Genomic DNA, 21,064 nt, shown 5'->3' on the forward strand with positions numbered 1-21,064 from the left:
GGGTGTCGAGTATGAGCAATAATAACTCTACAAATAAACATGAAATCGTCGAGAAGAACGTTGGCCTGATGGCTATCCTGACGGTTTTTGCCATCAGCTTCGGTGCGCTCGTTGAGATCACACCGCTGATGTTCCAAAAAGACACTACCCAGCCTGTTGATGGCCTGCGCCCGCTCACAGCACTGGAAATGGAAGGTCGTGATATCTATGTACGTGAAGGTTGTTACAACTGTCACTCACAGATGGTCCGCCCATTCCGTGACGAAGTTGAGCGTTATGGTCACTACTCTGTAGCTGGTGAATCTGTTTGGGATCACCCGTTCCAGTGGGGCTCTAAGCGTACAGGTCCAGACCTGGCGCGTGTTGGTCAACGTTATTCTGATGACTGGCACTTTGCCCACTTAATGGATCCACGCTCTGTGGTACCTGAGTCAAATATGCCTGGCTACCCTTGGCTCAATGAGAATGTATTGGACGGTCAATTAACCGCTAAGAAACTTGAAGTGTTCCGTAACTTCGGTGTGCCTTACACCGATGAGGACATTCAAGGTGCTGAAGCCGCAGTAAAGGGCAAAACCGAAATGGAAGCCCTGATTGCCTACCTTCAGCAACTTGGCACACATTTGAAGTAATTTGTTATGGATTACGGCACATACAGAGGCATTTTGACTCTGGTAATTTTAGTACTGTTCATAGTGATTGTTGTGTGGGCATACAGCAAACGTAGCAAACGTCGTTTTGATGACGCTGCCAATGCCATCTTTGAAGATGAAAAGAAACACAACAACACAATCTCAAACGAGGAAAAGGAGTCTGAAAAATGACTAGCTTTTGGAGTATTTGGGTCATCGTATTGACCTTGGCGTGTCTGGCTCTGATCTTTGGCCTGCTGCTTTGGAACCTGAAAAACTACACAGGTGTTGAAGAAGGCGAAAGTTGTGGTCACGAGTTTGACGGAATCGAAGAACTTAATAACCCACTACCTAAGTGGTGGACTTACATGTTCTTCGCAACATTTATCTGGTCTGTTTACTATCTTGCTGCTTACCCAGGTCTGGGTAACTTTGCAGGCTTTTTGAACTGGACGAGCTCTAACCAGGGCGTAACGTCTCTTGAAGAGTCGAAAAAGGCAATTGAAGAAGCCAAAGCAAACGGTCACTGGGTTCAACTTGATAAAGAGTTTGAAGCCGCTGACGAGCGTTTCGGTCCTATCTTCAAAGCATTTGCTGAGCAAGACATTGAAACTCTGGTAAAAGACCAAAAAGCACTTGAAATTGGTCAGCGCCTGTTTGCACAAAACTGTGCTCAGTGTCACGGCTCGGATGCACGTGGTGCAATGGGCTTCCCTAACCTGACAGACAATGACTGGTTGTATGGCGGTACGCCTGACAAGATCAAAGAAACACTACTGCAAGGTCGTGTTGCTGCGATGCCAGGTTGGCAAGATGCACTGGGCGACCAGGGTATCAAAGAAATGACCGCTTACGTACTGAGCCTATCAGGCCGTAAAGTGAATCAAAAAGATGCAGCTGCAGGTCAAGCTAAGTTCGCAATGTGTGCGGCCTGTCACGGTATGGACGGTAAAGGCTCTGTTGCCCATAACCTGCCATTTGGTGCACCTGACTTGACTGACAACATTTGGTTATACGGTGGTTCTCAACGCGCTGTTGAAGAAACACTGCGTCACGGCCGTGCCGGTGTGATGCCAGCGTGGAAAGACATTCTGGGCGAAGACAAAGTACACCTGCTAACGGCTTACGTGTACAGCCTCTCTCAGGAGAAATAATCGAATAGATTATAAGTTTATTTAAGATCAAAAAAGCCTCCAATCGGAGGCTTTTTTTTAGGTATTTACCCCCAAATAAGATAGAATATTGCCACTGAAATTAAGCTGTTGAGTCGTTATGAACCCTACTCCCTGGTATAAGAATTTTTGGCCTTGGTTTTTAATGTTTTTTCCGCTGGTTACCATCATTGCCTGCGTATTTTTAGTGATCTTTGCTGTCGGTAATGGTCCGGACATGGTGGTCGACGACTACTACAAAAAAGGCAAAGCCATAAACCTTGAACTCAGCAAGTTCGATAAAGCCAAAGCTTTGTACTTACATGGTGATATAGATGTCAGTGATGACAGAGTGAGCTTCACCTTCACCAAGGGTGACCACAGCAAAGTCAACGCGCTCAAAGCGTCGTTTTATCACCGTACCGTGAAAAAATACGATTTTGAAGTCACCCTGCTGGCCAATGCATCCGGTGAATTTACCGCGATTCTGGATGAGCCACATTATGGTGCGTTTACCGTGTTTCTTGAACCTATGGACCAAAGCTGGAAGCTTAAAGAGAAGCTTCAGTTACCCACTACACAGAAAGTCGCCATTTCTCCAGAATATAAGTAGACACTATGACAAGCAGTTGTTTTCATTGTCTGGAGCCCGTACCGCCGGGGTTTTCTGCTCATGTACAATTCGAAGGCCAGCCGCAGCCGGTGTGCTGCACTGGCTGTCAGGCGGTCGCCGAGACCATTCTCGCTCAGGGCATGAGCGACTATTATAAATTTCGTACCGACAGTGCGGGCAAAGTCGAAGAGCTGGTACCCGAGCAGTTAAAAGAGCTGTTGAGCTATGACAATGCCGACATTCAACAGGATTTTGTCAGCCAGCAAGGCGAATTACAGGAAGTTTTGCTCAGTGTTGAAGGCATAAGCTGCGCAGCCTGCGCCTGGTTAATTGAGAAGCAACTGCTCGGGCTTAAAGGCGTTGCCCGGGTTGATGTTAACACGTCAACTCACAGAGCCATGATCCTGTGGCACCCACAGCATTGTAAGCTCAGTGATATTATCAAGTCACTGCATCAGATTGGCTATAAGGCCTACCCTTTTCAGGCCGATGATGAAGCCGCGCAAAAACAAACGGTAGCCAAAGCTTATTTACGCCGACTTGGCGTGGCTGGCCTGATGACCATGCAGGTCATGATGTTTGCATTTGCCATGTATTTTGGCATGTTTTCCGGCATGGAAGACAATTTCGAACAATACTTCCGCTGGATCAGTTTATTTTTGGCCTCTCCGGTGATCCTGTACTCGGCCATGCCGTTTTTGACCAATGCCATCAAAGGTCTCAGAGCTAAGCAGCTCAATATGGACTTGCCCGTGTCGCTGGCCATATTTGGTGCCTATGCGGCAAGCTGTTACGCCACTGTGATGTCGGTGGGCGAAGTCTACTTTGAATCGATTTGTATGTTCACCTTCTTGCTCTTGCTCGGTAAGTACCTGGAGTTCCGGGCCCGACTAAAAGCCAGTGAATTTACAGCCAACCTGCAAAAACTGCTGCCACTGACCGCGCGTCAGTTATTGCCCGACGGCGAGCAAAAAATCGTCGCAGCAAAGAGCCTGCAACTGAGCGACCAAATCATGATCAAGCCCGGCGAAACCATTCCGGCCGATGGCGTATTGATCTCAGGCTCTACCACAGTTGACGAATCTATGATGACGGGCGAGCACCTGCCTGTTAAGAAGTATCAAACCCATCAAGTCTATGCTGGTACCATCAACCACGATGGGGTGATCACCATTGAAATCAACAAAGTGGGTCAAAACACCCTGCTTAATCAAATCATTAAGCTGCAACACAATGCCCTGACCAAACGTCCTAAAATCGTTGAAGTCACCGACAAAGTCGCCCAGTGGTTTGTCGCTTGCCTGTTGATATTTGCCTCTATCACCGCAGTTGCCTGGTATCAGATAGATCCCCCCCACGCATTTTGGGTCACCATCTCGGTATTAGTTGCAACTTGCCCGTGTGCACTGAGCCTGGCCATCCCGACTGCGCTAACATGCGCCGTGGCCACACTGACCCGAAAAGGAATACTGATAAAAGAAAGCCATGTGCTGGAAACGGTGCCTAAGCTGACCAGAATGGCCTTTGACAAAACCGGTACTCTGACCGAGGGGCGCTTCTCTATTGAGTCGGTCAGTGTCCTTAATAAAAACTGGCAGGAATCCGATGTGATGGCACTGGCTGTTGCGCTGGAGCGCTACTCAGAGCACCCAATCGCCAAGGCTTTTACTGAACTGGTGGTATCTCCCAGGCAGCTGAGTGACGTTGAAGTCATCACCGGCAGTGGTGTTAAAGCCCGTTTTGGCGAGCAAAGTGTTGCCATTGGTAAGTCCGCCTGGTTTGGTAATCATAGTTCCTTTGCTCAGGCGACCCTGTTTGTCGATGATCAGCCCATTGCAGATTTCTATCTGGCAGACAAGGTCAGAAACAGTGCCCCTGAGATCATCAATTATGCCCAGGGACAGGGTCTGAGCTGCCACTTACTCAGTGGCGACAGCTCCAATGCGGTCAAAGACTTAGCATTAGAGCTAGGACTGGATACTTACAAAAATGCCTGCTCCCCACAGGATAAGCAAAAGCAGGTCGAATCCTGGTCAGCACAGCAGCACGTTGTTGGCATGGTGGGTGATGGCGTGAACGACAGCCCGGTGTTTAACAGTGCCCATTTATCCATTGCAATGGAAACCGGTGCAGATATTTCCAAAAACACCGCCGATGTCGTGTTGCTTAACAGTGACCTTAAATCACTGCAAACCCTGCATCAGGTCGCGAAGAAAACCAAAACGGTGATAAAACAGAACCTCACTTTGTCACTCTGTTACAATGGCTCTATATTACCGCTCGCCGCGATGGGATTGGTGCCGCCCTGGGTGGCCGTCATTGGCATGTCTGCGAGCTCAATTCTGGTGATCACTAACTCTTTGAGGTTACTGAAGCTATGAGTATTATTTATATCCTTATTCCGATTGCAATCTTGTTTGTCATCATCGCGATCGGGGTGTTTTTTTGGGCTGTCAAAAGCGAGCAGTTTTCTGATCTGAATAAGCAGGGCCACAGCATTCTGTTCGAAGACGATAAAGAGCAACACAACAAAAGTAATGACCGAGATAAGTCTGTTTAGCGCCTTTGTCATGGGCCTGATTGGCAGCGGCCATTGTCTGGTGATGTGTGGTGGTATCGCATCCAGCCTGCAACTTGCCCAAACCAAGCAGTCGCCTTTTGTTACTGCGCTGCTATATAACCTCGGCAGATTAGGCAGTTACATGGTGGCTGGCGCATTGGTTGCCGGACTCGGCGCGGCATTTGCCAAGCAAAGCACCTTGTTTGCTAACATATTAAATGTGCTGAGTGGCGTATTTATGCTGCTGGTTGGTATCTATGTCATGCGGCTTGCCGCGACGCTCAACTGGCTGGAAAAAGCAGGAAAATGGCTGCTCTGGCAACGTCTGGTGCAGCTTAACAAATACTTGCTCCCCATCGACAGCAAGGTCAAAGCGCTGGCATACGGAGCCTTGTGGGGCTGGCTGCCATGCGGGCTGGTCTATTCAGCACTGACCTGGAGCCTGCAGGCGAGCAGCAGCCTGAGCGGTGCACTCACAATGGCCGCGTTTGCACTGGGCACTTTTCCGGCCATGCTAGCGGTAGGCCAAACCGCCCAGTTGCTCAATACATTCTTAAATCACAAGGCAACACGCATTGCGCTTGGCAATATTTTTATTTGGTATGGCTTTTATCTACTAATCATTGCAACGGACAAACTAGTACATTAATCTAGACGCAGTAATACTATTAGATGAGAGTCATTTGCTTCGGTTAAAGAATGGGAGTTTTTTGACCTGAGTTGATCAAAATGTGGCTTAGTACTCTGTTTGCAGTATCTAAAACACAGCTAGTAGATGGTATACCCGAATATCAGGTATCGCAAAGTTCAAGTATTAAAATATGGCCGCATCTAATAGAATGTCATTAACGTGCGTCATAGATAACGGATTTGTTATGGATTTAAATAATCGTTCAAAAAGTCAATGTACTATCAGCTGCAACAACTGCAGTATCAGCCAATTATGCCTGCCCTTCTCTTTAAACGGCAGTGAAATGGATAAGCTGGATGAAATCATCGAGCGTAAAAAACCTCTGCACAAGGGGGACTTTTTGTTCGAGTCCGGTAGCGAGCTCAACGCAATCTTTGCGGTGCGCTCTGGGTCCTTTAAATCCTACACTATCTCAGAACAAGGTGATGAACAGATCACTGGCTTTCATCTGGCCGGTGACTTAGTCGGCTTTGATGCTATTAACAAAATGCAGCACCAAAGTTTTGCTCAGGCATTAGAAACCTCTATGGTCTGTGAAATCCCATTTGACACCTTAGACGAGCTGGCTGGTAAGCTACCGAAGCTCAGACAGCAGATCATGCGCCTGATGAGCAGCGAGATTAACTACGATCAGGAAATGTTATTGTTGCTTAACAAGAAAACAGCTGAAGAGCGCCTGGCCACTTTTATCTACAACCTGTCGAACCGCTTTGGCGAGCGGGGCTTCTCGCGTAAAGAGTTCCGCTTTACCATGACCCGAGGCGAAATTGGCAATTATCTGGGGCTAACCGTTGAAACCATTAGCCGCCTGTTGAGTCGCTTTCAAAAAGCAGAGATCATTAAAGTAGAAGGCAAATTCATCACCATTTTGGATATTGATGAGCTGGCCAAGGCCGCCGCAATTTCTCTTTGATCTAAGGCAATTAACGGCTCACTTTTGCTTTATACCACGGCGATTTCGATTACACTGTAAACAGAGTTGAAATCGTCCGTGCAAGATTAAGGAGCCCGTTATGGAACAAATCAAACGCATTCTCACCATCATAGATCCGACCAAACAACAACAGAACAGTCTGGATCGTTCTATCAGTCTGGCGCAAAAAACAGGCGCGAAGATCACAGCCTTTTTATCCATTTATGATTTTTCTTACGAGATGACGACTATGTTGTCGCGAGAAGAACGTGAGGCGATGAGAGAAGCGGTGATTAAGGACCGTGAAGCCTGGATTTCAGAACTCACCAGTGGCTATCAAGACATTGAAATCGAAACCAAAGTGGTGTGGCATAACCGGCCTTATGAAGCCATCATCAAAACGGTACTCGAACACGAATTTGATCTCGTCATTAAGGCAACTCATCAACATGACACCCTTAAGTCTGTGATTTTTACACCGACAGACTGGCACCTGATCAGAAAGTGCCCTGCCCCGGTCTTATTGGTCAAAGATCATGCCTGGCCGGAAAAAGGCGAAATACTCGCGGCAGTCAATGCGGTCAGTGATGACGAACAGCATCAGGCGCTGAACAATCGTATTATCAAAGACGCGCAGTTTTTATGTGAGCTTGCCAACGCCTCTTTGAGCCTGGTTAACACTTATCCGGCAACCCCCGTCAATATCGCCATTGAGATCCCAGAGTTTAACCCGTCTCAATACAATGAAGCGGTGAAGAAGCATCACGAAGACGAAACCTGGGCACTGGCGCAGCGATTTGGCCTGAGCGACAGCCAGTGTGTGATTAAGGAAGGCTTACCAGAGGATGTGATCCCGCATATTGCGAAACAAAAAAATGCCGAGCTGGTTGTAATTGGTACCGTCGGACGGACAGGTCTCAGTGCAGCACTGGTTGGGAACACGGCAGAGCATGTTATCGACAGCCTGGATTGCGACGTACTGGCCCTTAAACCTGACGGTTACAAAAGCCCGCTAGCAGAATAAGTCCAATACCATTATCGGCACCGAACAGGTGCCGATCCTTTCCTCTTTTTGCCTGTTCATAATCACACCGCTAATATTGCAGTTTACTGGTCTGGCGGTATAATGCGCCCTTATTTATTTTTGCCGTCATTTTTATATAGGGGGGCGAGTGTCTCACTCACAAGAAGCAAAGCAAGCATATAGCCTGAACAAGTTGCAAAAACGCTTAAGAAGGCTGGCCGGTCAGGCTGTAGGCGATTTTAATATGATCGAAGAAGGCGACCGCGTAATGGTTTGCCTGTCTGGCGGTAAAGACAGTTATACTTTGCTGGACGTGCTGCAACACTTACAGCGCGTTGCTCCCATTAAGTTCGACGTGTTCGCCATCAACCTGGATCAGAAGCAACCGGGTTTTCCAGAGCATATTCTGCCTGAGTATCTTGATACCCTTGGCATAGAATACAAAATCGTCGAAGAAGATACCTATTCAATCGTCAAAGATAAGATCCCGGAAGGTAAAACCACCTGCTCTCTTTGCTCTCGTTTGCGTCGCGGTATTTTGTACCGTACGGCCAAAGAAATGGGCGCAACCAAAATTGCGCTGGGTCACCACCGAGACGACATGATTGAAACCATGTTTTTGAACATGTTTTACGGCGGCAAATTAAAAGGTATGCCACCTAAGCTGATGAGCGATGATGGTCAGCATATGGTGATCCGCCCGCTGGCTTACTGTAAAGAAGCCGACATTGCACATTATGCGCAAAGTCAGGCATTCCCAATCATTCCCTGTAACTTGTGTGGCTCACAAGAAAATTTGCAGCGTAAGCATGTTAAAGCCATGCTCAATGAGTGGAATACCACTCACCCGGGCAGAGTTGAGAGCATTTTTACTGCCATGCAAAACGTCGTGCCCTCGCACCTGGCAGATCATGCTTTATTTGATTTCCGTGCTTTGCAAAAAGACGATGTTATTGATGGGGGCGATATTGCGCTCGATAAGCCAGAGTTTCCAAGCGTTCCTGCAAACGCTGAGCAGGATGAAGACGAGCAAACAGTTCAGATCCAGGCAATAGAACTCAGTTAAATTATCTGCCGGGTGCGCCTGCGCCCGGTTTCTGCCACCGCAGATCCAACCATACGCAATCACATTACGTACTGTCAGCAAATCTGTCGCAAGCGAAAAATAAGAACTTTGTTTCTTTTTTTTAACTTTTAGGGTGCAATAGTTCCCACTAAAGGGATTTTTGTTTACAATGCGTGATAATAATCATTTTTAATTGCATTTAGCAAAACAACCTTAAGTCAGGTAACCCATGTCCACCAAACTCCGTTTGCTGATTTCATTCATGCTCGTTGGCTTGCTGCCCGCTGCGTTTATGGCAATCACATCCTTAATTACCGCATCAGATGCTTTAGAGCGTCAGGCTTATAACCAGCTGACCTCCATCAAACACATCAAACACCGTCAAATCGACGATTATTTCAAGGCTCGTAAGGCAGATCTGAGCCTGATCGCTGCACAATGGCAGCAAATAGCCAGCGCCAAGACTCGCTCAGGCACAGCTGAGCTTGCCCAAGATAATCACGCTCTGTTCAAGCATTTTATCGAGCAAAAAGGGTTTTATGACCTGTTTATCATCGAGACTAACGGTTTTATTAGCTATACCGTCGCTAAAGAGAGTGACTATCAGACCAACCTGAGAACCGGGCCTTATCGCGATTCAGGACTTGCTCAGCTATTTCGCAACACATTCAATGGTCGCCAGTTTTCTATCACAGATTATCAACAATACGCTCCGAGTAATAACGAGCCCGCTGCATTTATCGGCGTGCCTGTTCAGGTTGACGGGCAAACTCACTCCATTATTGCGTTACAAATCGCCATAGATACGATTAACGACATTATGCAACAACGTGATGGTATGGGCGAAACGGGCGAATCCTATCTGGTGGGCTCAGATTTAAGAATGCGTTCCGACTCCTACCTGGACCCTACAGCGCACAGTGTAACAGCCAGTTTTGCCGGCTCAGTCGCGCGTAATGGTGTAGATACCTATGCAGTCAGGCGTGGCCTGCAGGGCTTTTCTGAGACAGAACTGATCATTGATTACAATGGTAACCCCGTTTTGTCGGCCTATATGCCATTTCAATTTGCTGGCCTAAACTGGGTGCTACTGAGTGAGATTGACAAAGCAGAGGCATTTGCGCCAATTTATCAATTGTATTGGTTTATTGCCCTGATAGGTGCTATTGCAATTATCGCAATCAGTGTGGCAACCTGGTTGATCGCAAGCTCGGTCCTGCGCCCACTCGGTGGAGAGCCCAGCACGATGCGCGATATCAGTGAGCGTATTGCTTCAGGTGATTTGCGCCAGGATTTTAGCCAGGACACCAATGTGACCGGCGTATATGGCGCTATGAGGCAAATGACCAGCTATCTCACCGGCGTGATTGGGACAATCAGTGAAACGACTTCTCAGCTTGCCGTTACGGCCAGCCAGACCAGTGCAGCCAGTGAGCAGGCCAACACCAGCTTGCAGGAGCAACATGCCAACATTGAGCAAGTCGCCCTGGCCATTGCCGCCACTGCTCAGTCTGTCGAAAGTGTTGCGAATAGCGCCAATCAGGTTGCAGCGCTCAGTGTCGACACACAAGAAAGCACTCAGGCCGCGAGCCAGACATTGGCGGAATGTGTTTCTAAAATGACGACTCTCGATCAGGTGATCAGCGACTCTGAACGAGCGATCAAAGACGTAGAATCAGGGGCTCAGAACATAGGTAAAGTGATTGAGGTGATCCAGGCTATCACCGAGCAGACCAACCTGCTGGCGCTTAATGCCGCCATAGAGGCAGCCAGAGCTGGCGAGCATGGCCGCGGTTTTGCCGTCGTTGCAGACGAAGTACGCCAGCTTGCCTACAAAACTCAGCAGTCTACCGGTGACATAGAGACCATGATCCAGGAGCTACAAAGTGCCACCGCACAAGCGGTTGATAAAATGCATCAGTCTGCCGAAGTTGCTCAGGCATCCATCTCAGCAACCAATGATAGTGCTGCCAGCCTGCAAACCAGCGTCGAACAAATTCAGGAAATTTCGGCAAGTGCAAAACGTATCGCTCAGGAAGCACAACAGCAGACCTCAACCACGGAAGAGATCAGTTACAATATTGACGCTATTAAACAAGCTGCACTGGATAACGCCGCAGGCGCAGATCAGGTGGCCAGTGCCAGCCTGGATTTGGATAAACAGTCAAGAAAGCTCAAGCAAATCACCGCGAGCTTTAAGTTGCCATAAGCAGCTCAATACGCTCATAAGGTAAGACAAACCTTCTGGTTTGTCTTACTTTTACAAGCCTACCTGGTGTGGCGTTGCAGCCCATACGTAAGTGCAGTCGCAAGCATGAGTAAAACACTGGATATCAGCAAGCAGCTAACTAGTCCGCCATACTGATAGGCCAGGCCCGATAATATGGTTCCCGCAAGGCGACCCATCGCATTGGCCATGTAATAGAAACCAACATCCATCGACACCCCGTCTTCATCAGCAAAATGCACGATCAAAAAACTGTGCAGAGAAGAGTTCACGGCGAACACGGCGCCAAATATCAGTAAACCCGCCACAATCGACACTTGTACATACCACTGCGACCACAATGCCAGGGCAATTAGCGCAGGTAACAGAGTCAGCACGGCAACCCATATTAAGGCTTGCTGACTACTCGAGCACTGCTTGCCTAAAAGCTTGGGCGCGTTGGCCTGCACCAGCCCATAAGCAATCACCCAGCTGGCCATAAATCCGCCAACCCACCAGTGATCCCAGCCAAACACACTGGCCAGGTAGACAGGCAACGCCACCACAAACCAGACATCCCGGGAAGCAAACAAAAATAGCCTTGCAGCCGACAGCCAGTTAACCTGTTTGCTGGTCGAAAACATCTCTGAGAACTTGGGCTTGTGTTTTTTCTTGCCCAGATCCTGCTTGAGTAATATTAAACTGAGTACCCAGGTTACCAGCAGCATCAAACTCATAAACCACAATGCGCCCTGAAAACCCAGCTGTGTCAGCAATAATCCACCAAGGAAGAACCCGACTCCTTTGAGTGCGTTTTTAGAGCCTGTCAGTATCGCAACCCACTTAAAAAGTACGCCATCTTGCTCTTTTGGCACCAACAACTTAATGGCGCTTTTGGCACTCATTTTATTGAGGTCTTTGGCGATGCCGGATAAGGCCTGAGCGACCATGACATAAGCAACACTGAGCCATTGTGGATCCACGGCTAACATAAGCAGTGCGACAATTTGCAAAAACAACCCCACATTCATGGTCTTGTTCAAGCCCATTCTGGCACCCAACCAGCCGCCAACCAAGTTAGTTACCACACCAAATACTTCATAAAGTAAAAACAACGACGCGATGGCAATGGGACTGTAACCCAGCTGATGGAAATACAGCACCACCAGCATTCTCAGTGCGCCATCAGTCAGTGTAAACGACCAATAGTTGCCTGTGATAACCAGATACTGCTTAATGGGCGCGGATAACTGCTGCAACACGCCTTACCCCCAGCGCTGTGCAATCACATAGCGCACCAGGTCAGCGGTACGATTCGCGTAGCCCCACTCGTTGTCATACCAGACGTACAACTTAACCTGAGTACCATTCACCACCATAGTCGATAACGCATCCACAATGGCGCTGCGAGGGTCGGTTTTATAGTCAACAGACACCAGAGGACGGGTTTCATAGCCCAGAATACCGGCAAGCTCTCCCTGAGCCGCCTGCTCCATCCAGCTGTTGATTTCTTCCACTGTGGTTTCGCGATTGACCTCAAACACACAATCTGTGATCGACGCATTGGTCAGTGGCACGCGCACGGCATGGCCATTGAGCTTGCCTTTGAGTTCCGGGAAAATATGTGTAATGGCGGTTGCTGAGCCGGTCGTCGTCGGGATTAAACTGGTGCCACAGGAGCGCGCTCTGCGCAGATCCTTATGGGGCGCATCAATGATGGTCTGCGTGTTGGTGATATCATGAATGGTGGTCATCGACCCATGCTTGATGCCAATGTTGTCCTGCAATACTTTAACAACCGGCGCCAGACAGTTCGTCGTACACGATGCCGCTGTCACAATTGAGTGTGCCTGTGTCTCGAACAGCTGCTGGTTTACGCCCATAACCACATTCAGCACGCCTTCTTCTTTCACAGGTGCAGTGACCACAACCTGTTTGACACCTTGCTCAAAGTAACCTGCCAGCTTTTCTTTACTTTTCAGCTTGCCACTGGCTTCCACGATTAAATCGCAGCCAGACCAGTCTATTGCTTCTGTGCGTGTTTGCTGTGTCACAGCAATACGTTTGTCCGCAATCACCATAGTGTTTTCATCACTGGCTTCAGCTTCCCATTCCCACTTGCCGTGCACTGAGTCAAAGTTCATCAGGTGCGCCAGTGTATGGGCATCACCACCCGGATCATTGATGTGTACGATTTCGATATCTGCCGTTTGCCAAAGTGCGCGCATGGTTAATCTGCCCATACGCCCGAACCCATTAATACCTACTTTGATAGTCATATAAATAGCCTTTTTGTTAATTACACTGGATCTGCTCGGACAGCGCTCAGAGTATTGCTGGCACCACAGAATAAAACATACGAAATATGTTATATATGTTTTTTCATATATTCAAGATAAATAGGCCAGTCTTCGGTTGCTACATGGAATATAGCCTGTTGGGGTGAGTCTATCCCCGTGTGATGTCAATTAGTGGTAAACTAGTCAGATAAAGTGCAAGAGATAATGACTTTGAACAACAAAACCTATATTCCCGATGAATTTATTGCTGATGTCGCCAGCTACATTCCGGCGCACCTGACGATAGACGACTTTATCGCCAGCTGTCGCAGCGGCCTGAGACGCGCAGTCCGCGTCAATACTCTGAAGATGTCGCAACAGGCATTTGAACACGAGGCCGCAAAACTGAACTGGCAAATTGAACCTATCCCCTGGTGCGCGCAAGGCTACTGGCTAACCCGCCCGGCTGACGAAGAAGCCAGCCTGCCTATTGGAAACACGGCGCAGCACCTTAGCGGTTGTATCTATGTGCAGGAAGCCAGCTCCATGCTGCCTCCCATGGCGCTGGCTACTTCGCTGACTCCGGGAGATCGGGTGCTGGACATGGCCGCAGCGCCAGGCTCAAAAACGTCGCAGCTGGCCGCTTTAATGGAGAATCAGGGAGTTCTGGTTGCCAACGAGTTATCCTCCTCCCGATTAAAAACACTGGCCGCTAACCTCAAACGCATGGGCGTTGCCAATTGTGCCCTGTCTCATTTTGATGGTCAGGTGTTCGGCGACTATATGTATGAAAGCTTTGACCATATCTTACTGGATGCCCCCTGCTCTGGCGAAGGGACGGTCCGTAAAGACCCAGACGCGCTCAAAAACTGGTCGCTGGCATCCAATCAGGACATTGCAGAAGTACAAAAAACGCTGATACACAGTGCTTTTATGGCCCTTAAACCCGGCGGTACTCTGGTGTACTCGACTTGTACCCTGACCCCACTGGAGAATCAACAGATCTGCGATCATCTGCTCAACGCCTTCCCGGGAGATGTCGAGGTCATTTCACTCCATGATCTGTTCCCAGAGGCAGATAGAGCCGCAACGGAGCAAGGCTACCTGCATGTCTGGCCACAAATCTACGACAGCGAAGGCTTTTTCATCGCCAAGTTCAAAAAAACCGGCAGTGTTGAAAACCCACAGCAAAAAACCAAGAAAGGACAATTCCCCTTTTCTCCGTGCTCCAGGAAAGAATTACAAACGTTTGAGACCAGTATCCGTCAACAGTTTGGGATAGCATCGCTGCCCGGACAACTGATGAGCAGAGATAAAGAGTTATGGCTTTTTCCGCAAAATATGGACGCGCTGGCGGAAAAAATTAAATACTCTCGCATTGGCATCAAAGTCGCTACAACGCACAAAAATGGTGTCAAACTTGAGCATGAATTTGCAACCTGCCTGGGCCATCTGGCCACAAACAATGTTTTTGCATTGGATCCCACTCAGGCAAAAGCGTACTTTCAGGGACAGGACATTCGGCTCGATGCTACTGGTCCTGCACAAGGTGAGGTAATACTTACGCTATGTGACGCACCAGTTGGGCTTGGCAAGTGGCAGAAGGGCAAAATCAAGAACAAGCTGCCCCGCGATTTAGTGCTAAATGGCCAGTTAATAACTTGGGTATAACCTGAACAAAAGGTTTTGATAGTTTTAAGACGATTCATTTATATGAAGGCAATCTATTGTTTTTAATAGGATAATTAATATTTCAAATGTTTGTAAATTTTATGAAGCCTTAGCTACACTTAAATGACTTTCTACTTCTCCCTTGTAATTAGAAGGTGTTTTTAAGTTAGCGCATGGCTCCAAAATTGAGCCTTTCCCTAAGCCCGACTCACTCAGAGTCGGGCGTTTTTTATCCACATCAGATGATCTGATCCACTTTTGTCGGCTTGCCAGGGCACCCTCACTTTTCTGATCTTTTTTGCAAAGCGAGCACCAGTGTACGCCTGTTATCACAAACAATGCTTTGCGCAAGCCAGACCTTGATCATAACAACATACCACTATATGATTTATATATTAATTGTATATAAACCATATATTGATGGGCATAGTTAAAATTTCAGAGGAATTACACGAGGAGCTTCGACAGGCAAGTCAGGTCATGTCGCGCTCAATCAATGCGCAAGCGGAATTTTGGATTAAAATGGGCCGCCTGGCCGAGCTGAATCCAGATATGACCTTTGCGCAATTGATCAGACAACAACTTAATCACACAAGGAGTGACACCATTGACTCAGGTCACGATAAAAAATAATGCCGCGATTGCATGCATGCGGGACTCTGGTGCGCTGCTGGCTCAGGTGTTTAAGGCGCTGGATGAGCAGGTTAAGCCTGGCGTCACAACCCTACAGCTCGACCAGTTTGTGGAGCACTATATTGTCGATGTACTGGGTGCAACGCCCGCCAGTAAAGGGCAATATGGATACCCCTATGCTATCAATACCTCCGTTAATGAAGTGGTCTGCCATGGTATGCCCAGCGCCAGATGTGTCATTGCGGACCAAGACATTCTGAATATTGACATCACCCTGAAACATCAGGGCTATATTGCCGATTCCAGTAAAATGTACGTAATGCCTAAGGCCTGCGAGACTGCTCGCGCACTGGTTGATGACACTAATACCGCATTATGGCGCGGCATAGCTCAAGTCAAGCCTGGCGCGACGCTGGGAGATATTGGCCAGGCAATTGGGGACTATGCCCGGCTAAAGGGGTTGAGTGTTGTGCGGGAATATTGTGGCCATGGCATTGGCACCCAAATGCACGAACCGCCCGAGGTTTTACATTTTGGTCGTGCGGGTATCGGGCTGACACTTTTACCCGGCATGACCTTTACGATTGAGCCAATGCTCAATCGGGGCAGTCACAGAGTTAAAACACTCAACGATGGCTGGACCGTGGTTACCCGGGATCGCGCATTATCAGCTCAAGCAGAACATACGATTTTGGTCACACCAAGCGGATTTGAAGTCTTAACTTTACGAGAAGAAGAAAAAGCAGCTGGATTCACCGCTTGTGGACTGCAGGCTAAGTGCAATGTTCAAGCTCAGTGATCAGCCACATGGCTTGTTCATTGTCTGAACCACACACATCTTCACAGGGCACAAAGTCACCACACACTTTCGGCCGACTAGGGTCGCCAAACAACTTACACAGATTGTCATCATCCAGTTGTATACAGCGCTCACCCGCAGGCTTGCCCTGCGGCATGCCCGGAATTGGCGAACTGATACTTGGCGCTATGCAGCATGCGCCGCAGCCTAATCGACACTCCATCTGACCCTTCATAATTTGGTTTTAGTGAATAAAGCAGGCAATTATACGCCAATACACGCCTGAAAACACTAATGCCAAAACACTATGAAGTATGTATTCAGACATCATTGCAATGCCTTGTTACATTATTTGAAACGATTAAAACACCTAGACACATCTGTTCGCGTATCCTTAACCAGGTTAGAGAAATCGATTCAACCGTTATTGATGGAAGGAATAACTCGTGGCTAGTAAAAAACAAATTCTATTACCCGTTGCGGTGCTACTCGGTGGCCTGGCCACCGCTTTTGCATTTTCGGCAATGAAGCAACCGCCCGAAGAAAAACCTGAAAAAGTCATTCATCCCTTGGTTGAAGTACAGCCAGTAGATATGGCGCCGATGCAACTTATGGTGGACTCTTACGGGCTCGTCACCCCTAAGTACAGCACTGAGTTAGTCGCTCAGGTCAGCGGCCAGCTCATTGCGCTGTCAGACAAGTTTGTGAAAGGCGGATTTGTCAGCCAGGGGGAAACGCTGGCTCGCATTGACCCCAATGATTATGAAGCGGCGTTAATTGAAGCCGAAGCCAGTCTGGCTCAGGCGCATTCAGCGCTGGAAATTGAACAAGCACAGGCGCATGTAGCCAAAACAGAATGGCAGCGCATCAAAGACAATGCCCAGTCAACCATTCCTTCAGAGCTGTATCTACGCAAGCCTCAGCTGGCCGAGAAACTGGCGCGTTTTAAAGCCGCACAGGCCAGCGTCAAACGGGCAAAACGCAACCTGGAGCGCACCTATATTAAGGCGCCTTATGATGCCATCATTACCAGCCGCTCATTGAGTCTGGGCAGCGTTGTAAACCCGGGCAGTACTTTGGGTGTACTCAATGCGACTTCGGTTGCCGAGATCCGGCTGCCCGTTGCGGACCACGAGCTAAGATATTTACGTAACAACGGCCTGCAAGCCAATGTCTCTTTGTCGGCCAAGGTTGCGGGACAAGCGGTTACCTGGCAAGGCAAGATTGTGCGCAGCGAAGGGGTTGTCGACAACAAAAGTCGGATGACCTACCTGGTTGCTCAGGTCGACACGCCCTATGCGGATCACGCTCAGCCGTTGCGCTTTGGTACCTATCTGACGGCAAAAATCGAGGGGATATCCGTGAGTAATGCAATGCGTATCCCCCGCCACCTGATCCGCGACGGTCAGGTTGCACTGCTTGACCAAAATCAAAAACTCACCTTTAAGCCTGTCACCGTGATCCGCGAAGTAGACGGATATGCTCTGGCCACGGAGGGGTTAATTGACGGAGAGCAGCTTATTACTTCTGCCCTTGAATATCCAACACAAGGCATGCAGTTACGCCTGGATACTGCGCCAGCACTGGCTTCAGACACCCAACTGGCTTTGAAGGAGGAGTAATCTATGGATGGCACACGTGAAAAAGGCTTAATCGCCTGGTTTGCCCGCAACCCGGTTGCGGCCAATCTGCTGATGATTTTTATTCTGGTGGGCGGTTTGCTTAGCGCCTTTACCATTCGCAAACAAATGTTTCCGCAGTTCGAGAATAACTGGCTGAGTGTTCAGGCGGTATATCCTGGCGCCGCGCCCCAGGAGGTCGAAGAAGGGATCACCATAAAAGTGGAAGAGTCGATGGAAGGGCTGGAAGGGATCAAACGTCTGATCACCTACTCCAACCGCGGCTTCTCACAAACCTGGATTGAAGTAGAAGAAAAATATGACCCACAGGAAGTGCTCGACGAAGTCAAAATGCAGGTCGACTCCATTTCAACCTTTCCGGCTGGCATGGAGCGCCCAATAGTCCGTCGCGATAAGTTTGAACAAGAGGTGATGATTTTGTCACTCAACGGCGAGATGAACTTCCACCAGCTGAAACAACTGGGAAATGAAATACACGACGAGATGCTCGCCCTGCCCGGCGTCAACCTGGTGGACTTTAACGGCGGCCTGAATTACGAGATCAGTATAGAAATAAGCCCTGACAGGCTGCGCGAATATGGCCTGACATTCAGAGATATTTCAGAAGCGGTTAAAAATTTCTCTGCTAATATGTCGGCCGGGCAGATCCGCTCGGACAATGGTTACATTTCCATGCGGGTCGAGAATCAAGCCTACCGAGGTCATGAGTTCGAACAGCTGCCTCTGTTGACCCTGGCCGACGGCGCACAGATCAAACTGGGCGATGTTGCGACTGTGACCGATGGCTTTGAAGAAGGCCTGTTGTATTCTCGCTACAACGGCCGTAACTCACTGGTATTTGAGGTGCGCGCGTCCAAAGATCAGGACATCACTAAAGTTGCTCAGGTGATGAAAACTTACTTAGCTGACAAAGCCACTCAGCTGCCTCAGGGAGTAGAGCTGGAGCCCTTTATTGACTTAACTTATTACCTGGAAGGTCGCCTGAACATGATGATAGAAAACATGGCCTGGGGCGGCGTACTGGTGATGCTGATGCTGGCGTTGTTTTTGCGAGTGCGTTTGGCGTTTTGGGTCATGATGGGCCTGCCAGTCTCATTCCTTGGTGCGTTCTTATTTATGCCGATGGGCATGCTGGATGTCACGATTAACCTGGCCTCGCTGTTTGCGTTTATTCTGGTGCTCGGCATTGTGGTCGACGATGCCATCGTGGTTGGTGAGTCAGCCCATGCTGAAATTGAAAAATATGGCCACAGCCTGGACAACGTGGTACGCGGGGTGAAGCGTGTTGCTATTCCGGCTACCTTTGGCGTGCTCACCACAGTGGCCGCATTTTTACCTCAAACATTTGCAACCGGTCCTGCTGCCGCATTCTCCAAAGCCATTGGTGGGGTCATTATCCTGTGCCTGCTATTCTCTTTGGTCGAATCTAAACTGATCCTGCCTGCCCACCTGGCAGCAATGAAAGACCGCCCGGATAACCCTAAAAATCCGCTACACCGTGCCAGAGCGTTAATTGATGGTGCGCTGAAGAACTTTATTGAGAATCTGTATCGCCCCTTTATTGAGCGCTGTATTCACTACCGTTACACGGTAATCGTTGGCTTCCTGTCTATTATCATCATCAGTGGCGGTATGTTTGCCGGTGGCCTGGTGAAGTTTGTGGCAAACCCGAAAATCCCCCACGACTTCCCGCGCATCACCATAGATATGAATTTGTCATCTTCCGAGTCTGCAACACTGGCTACAGCTAAAAAAGTTGAGCAGGTTATTCTCGATGTTGAAAAGCAAATTGAAGCACAATATGGCACAAAGATGATCAAAGACTTGTCTGTTAATTTACGTGGCAGAACCACCGCATCGATCATGGCCATTCTGGTTGAGCCTCACAAGCGCCCAATAGACACCTTTGCACTGAGTGCACTGTGGCGGGAAAACATGCCGCCCCTGCCCGGCGTAAAGTCCCTGAATATTCAGGACAGCATCATGAACGGTGGCCGGGATGATGGTGATATTAGCTTCCGCCTTGAGGGCAAAGATAAAAAAGCACTGCAAGAGGTGGCTGGTAAACTTAAAGAAAAGCTGCGTACCATTGCCGGTGTGGGCGATGTTAATGATTCTATGCAGTCGAGCACCGAAGAAGTGCAGCTAGAGCTTAAGCCACTGGCTTACAGCATGGGCCTGACTCTGGCCGATGTCGCCTCGCAGGTCAACTTTAGTTACTACGGCCTGGAAGCACAGCGGATCCTGCGCCGTGGCGAAGAGATCAAAGTGATGATCCGCTATCCACAAGAGCAACGCAACACCATCAGTGATATTCAGGCAGTTCGGGTCATCACGCCCAGTGGTGCTGAAGTGCCGCTCGGAGAAATCGCCGATATCAACCTGGTCGAAGGGGTCAACCGCATCCGTCGCGAAAATGCCAAGCGAACTATTAATGTGTGGGCGTCTGTAGACACAGATCAGGCCGAGCCGTTTAAGATTGCTGAAGAGATCCGCGATGAATACTTACCTTCTTTACTGCAAAGCTACCCTGGCGTAAGCAGCAGTGTGGCAGGTCGTATTCAGGAAGAAATGGACAGTGTGGCTGAGCAAATTCGCGACTTTGCTTTATCTATGATGATTATTTTTGCGCTGCTGGCTATCCCATTGCGCTCATACTCTCAACCGATTCTGATCATGTCCGTGATCCCCTTTGGCGTGGTTGGTGCTGTTTTTGGCCACATGGTACTGGGTATGACCATGAGTAGCCTGTCGTTCTTTGGCATCATCGCAGTCGCAGGCGTGGTTGTTAACGATTCGCTGGTGATGGTGGACTTTGTTAACAAAGCACGAGAGCAAGGTATGAGTATTAAAGAAGCCGTTGTTGAAGCTGGCTGTAAGCGTTTCAGAGCAATCTTGTTGACTTCACTAACGACCTTTATCGGCCTGGTACCTATCCTGCTGGAAACCAGCCTGCAGGCACAAATTGTCATTCCAATGGCCGTTTCACTGGCTTTTGGTGTGTTGTTTGCGACCGTGATCACCCTGATTTTAATCCCTTGTCAATATGTGGCATTGGAAGATCTCAAGCGCATCATCAAACGCATTAAAAAGCCTGATACAAGCTCAGAAACATTGCAGCAAAGCTAACAATTTTTAATCATAGTACTACCCAACCCACCAAGCCCGATACCAAATCGGGCTTTT

The 21,064-nt window shown here is 48.7% G+C and carries 19 protein-coding genes; 16 read left to right on the top strand and 3 right to left on the bottom strand.

Features of this window, described 5'->3' with window-relative positions:
• Nucleotides 1-11: 11 nt before the first annotated feature.
• The 11 genes from ccoO to TW77_RS01835 all read left to right on the top strand — a co-directional run bounded on the left by ccoO (nt 12) and on the right by TW77_RS01835 (nt 10,859).
• Nucleotides 12-632: a cytochrome-c oxidase, cbb3-type subunit II gene (gene ccoO, locus TW77_RS01785; RefSeq protein ID WP_046003241.1), complete on the top strand. Its 621-nt coding sequence runs from the start codon at nt 12-14 to the stop codon at nt 630-632.
• 6 nt (nt 633-638) lie between these two features.
• Nucleotides 639-824 carry a cbb3-type cytochrome oxidase subunit 3 gene (locus tag TW77_RS01790; protein ID WP_010373992.1) on the top strand — a complete coding sequence of 62 codons (186 nt, stop codon included), beginning with the start codon at nt 639-641 and terminating at the stop codon, nt 822-824.
• Entirely contained in the window at nt 821-1,786 is a 966-nt protein-coding gene (gene ccoP / locus TW77_RS01795) for a cytochrome-c oxidase, cbb3-type subunit III (RefSeq protein WP_046003242.1), read from the top strand. Before TW77_RS01790 ends, ccoP begins: the two co-directional genes overlap by 4 nt.
• A 118-nt stretch (nt 1,787-1,904) precedes the next feature.
• Nucleotides 1,905-2,396, top strand: a complete 492-nt coding sequence (locus TW77_RS01800; protein ID WP_046003243.1) for a FixH family protein — start codon at nt 1,905-1,907, stop codon at nt 2,394-2,396.
• A gap of 5 nt (nt 2,397-2,401) precedes the next feature.
• Nucleotides 2,402-4,777 carry a heavy metal translocating P-type ATPase gene (locus TW77_RS01805; protein WP_046003244.1) on the top strand — a complete coding sequence of 792 codons (2,376 nt, stop codon included), beginning with the start codon at nt 2,402-2,404 and terminating at the stop codon, nt 4,775-4,777.
• Nucleotides 4,774-4,956 carry a cbb3-type cytochrome oxidase assembly protein CcoS gene (gene ccoS, locus TW77_RS01810; RefSeq protein ID WP_010385448.1) on the top strand — a complete coding sequence of 61 codons (183 nt, stop codon included), beginning with the start codon at nt 4,774-4,776 and terminating at the stop codon, nt 4,954-4,956. Before TW77_RS01805 ends, ccoS begins: the two co-directional genes overlap by 4 nt.
• Nucleotides 4,934-5,605: a sulfite exporter TauE/SafE family protein gene (locus tag TW77_RS01815; protein WP_046003245.1), complete on the top strand. Its 672-nt coding sequence runs from the start codon at nt 4,934-4,936 to the stop codon at nt 5,603-5,605. The genes ccoS and TW77_RS01815 overlap by 23 nt, the downstream gene beginning before the upstream one ends.
• A 226-nt stretch (nt 5,606-5,831) precedes the next feature.
• Nucleotides 5,832-6,560 carry an FNR family transcription factor gene (locus TW77_RS01820; protein ID WP_046003246.1) on the top strand — a complete coding sequence of 243 codons (729 nt, stop codon included), beginning with the start codon at nt 5,832-5,834 and terminating at the stop codon, nt 6,558-6,560.
• A 100-nt stretch (nt 6,561-6,660) separates the two neighbouring features.
• A complete protein-coding gene (gene uspE / locus TW77_RS01825) occupies nt 6,661-7,584 on the top strand; it encodes a universal stress protein UspE (protein ID WP_046003247.1) in 924 nt (307 codons plus the stop codon).
• 148 nt (nt 7,585-7,732) lie between these two features.
• Nucleotides 7,733-8,650: a tRNA 2-thiocytidine(32) synthetase TtcA gene (gene ttcA / locus TW77_RS01830; RefSeq protein WP_046003248.1), complete on the top strand. Its 918-nt coding sequence runs from the start codon at nt 7,733-7,735 to the stop codon at nt 8,648-8,650.
• Nucleotides 8,651-8,879: 229 nt separating this feature from the next.
• The gene (locus tag TW77_RS01835; protein ID WP_046003249.1) at nt 8,880-10,859 is read left to right on the top strand and encodes a methyl-accepting chemotaxis protein; all 1,980 of its coding nucleotides are present in this window, start codon (nt 8,880-8,882) and stop codon (nt 10,857-10,859) included.
• A 59-nt stretch (nt 10,860-10,918) separates the two neighbouring features.
• On the opposite strand, the gene arsJ is transcribed toward TW77_RS01835, so the two are convergent.
• Together arsJ and TW77_RS01845 are read right to left on the bottom strand one after the other, a co-directional pair.
• Nucleotides 10,919-12,118, bottom strand: a complete 1,200-nt coding sequence (arsJ, locus tag TW77_RS01840; protein WP_046003250.1) for an organoarsenical effux MFS transporter ArsJ — start codon at nt 12,116-12,118, stop codon at nt 10,919-10,921.
• A gap of 3 nt (nt 12,119-12,121) precedes the next feature.
• Nucleotides 12,122-13,135, bottom strand: coding sequence for an ArsJ-associated glyceraldehyde-3-phosphate dehydrogenase (locus tag TW77_RS01845; protein WP_046003251.1), 1,014 nt, complete (start codon nt 13,133-13,135; stop codon nt 12,122-12,124).
• 231 nt (nt 13,136-13,366) lie between these two features.
• On the opposite strand from TW77_RS01845, the gene rsmF reads away from it, so the two are divergent.
• From rsmF to map, 3 genes are all read left to right on the top strand, one after another.
• Nucleotides 13,367-14,806: a 16S rRNA (cytosine(1407)-C(5))-methyltransferase RsmF gene (gene rsmF / locus TW77_RS01850; RefSeq protein WP_046003341.1), complete on the top strand. Its 1,440-nt coding sequence runs from the start codon at nt 13,367-13,369 to the stop codon at nt 14,804-14,806.
• Nucleotides 14,807-15,226: 420 nt separating this feature from the next.
• Complete coding sequence (locus tag TW77_RS01855; protein ID WP_046003252.1) at nt 15,227-15,439, top strand: ParD-like family protein; 213 nt, start codon at nt 15,227-15,229, stop codon at nt 15,437-15,439.
• Nucleotides 15,414-16,238 carry a type I methionyl aminopeptidase gene (gene map / locus TW77_RS01860; protein ID WP_046003253.1) on the top strand — a complete coding sequence of 275 codons (825 nt, stop codon included), beginning with the start codon at nt 15,414-15,416 and terminating at the stop codon, nt 16,236-16,238. The genes TW77_RS01855 and map overlap by 26 nt, the downstream gene beginning before the upstream one ends.
• Here the strand turns inward: map and TW77_RS01865 are convergent.
• The gene (locus tag TW77_RS01865) at nt 16,213-16,461 is read right to left on the bottom strand and encodes a YkgJ family cysteine cluster protein (protein WP_046003254.1); all 249 of its coding nucleotides are present in this window, start codon (nt 16,459-16,461) and stop codon (nt 16,213-16,215) included. The two genes, map and TW77_RS01865, sit on opposite strands and share 26 nt — an antisense overlap.
• 223 nt (nt 16,462-16,684) lie before the next feature.
• Here TW77_RS01865 and TW77_RS01870 point away from each other — a divergent pair, with 223 nt between their 5' ends.
• The gene (locus tag TW77_RS01870; RefSeq protein ID WP_046003255.1) at nt 16,685-17,860 is read left to right on the top strand and encodes an efflux RND transporter periplasmic adaptor subunit; all 1,176 of its coding nucleotides are present in this window, start codon (nt 16,685-16,687) and stop codon (nt 17,858-17,860) included.
• A gap of 3 nt (nt 17,861-17,863) precedes the next feature.
• Complete coding sequence (locus TW77_RS01875) at nt 17,864-21,007, top strand: efflux RND transporter permease subunit (protein ID WP_046003256.1); 3,144 nt, start codon at nt 17,864-17,866, stop codon at nt 21,005-21,007.
• Nucleotides 21,008-21,064 lie beyond the last annotated feature (57 nt).

The organism is Pseudoalteromonas rubra (genome assembly GCF_000967655.1).
GTDB classification, from domain to species: Bacteria; Pseudomonadota; Gammaproteobacteria; order Enterobacterales; family Alteromonadaceae; genus Pseudoalteromonas; species Pseudoalteromonas rubra_A.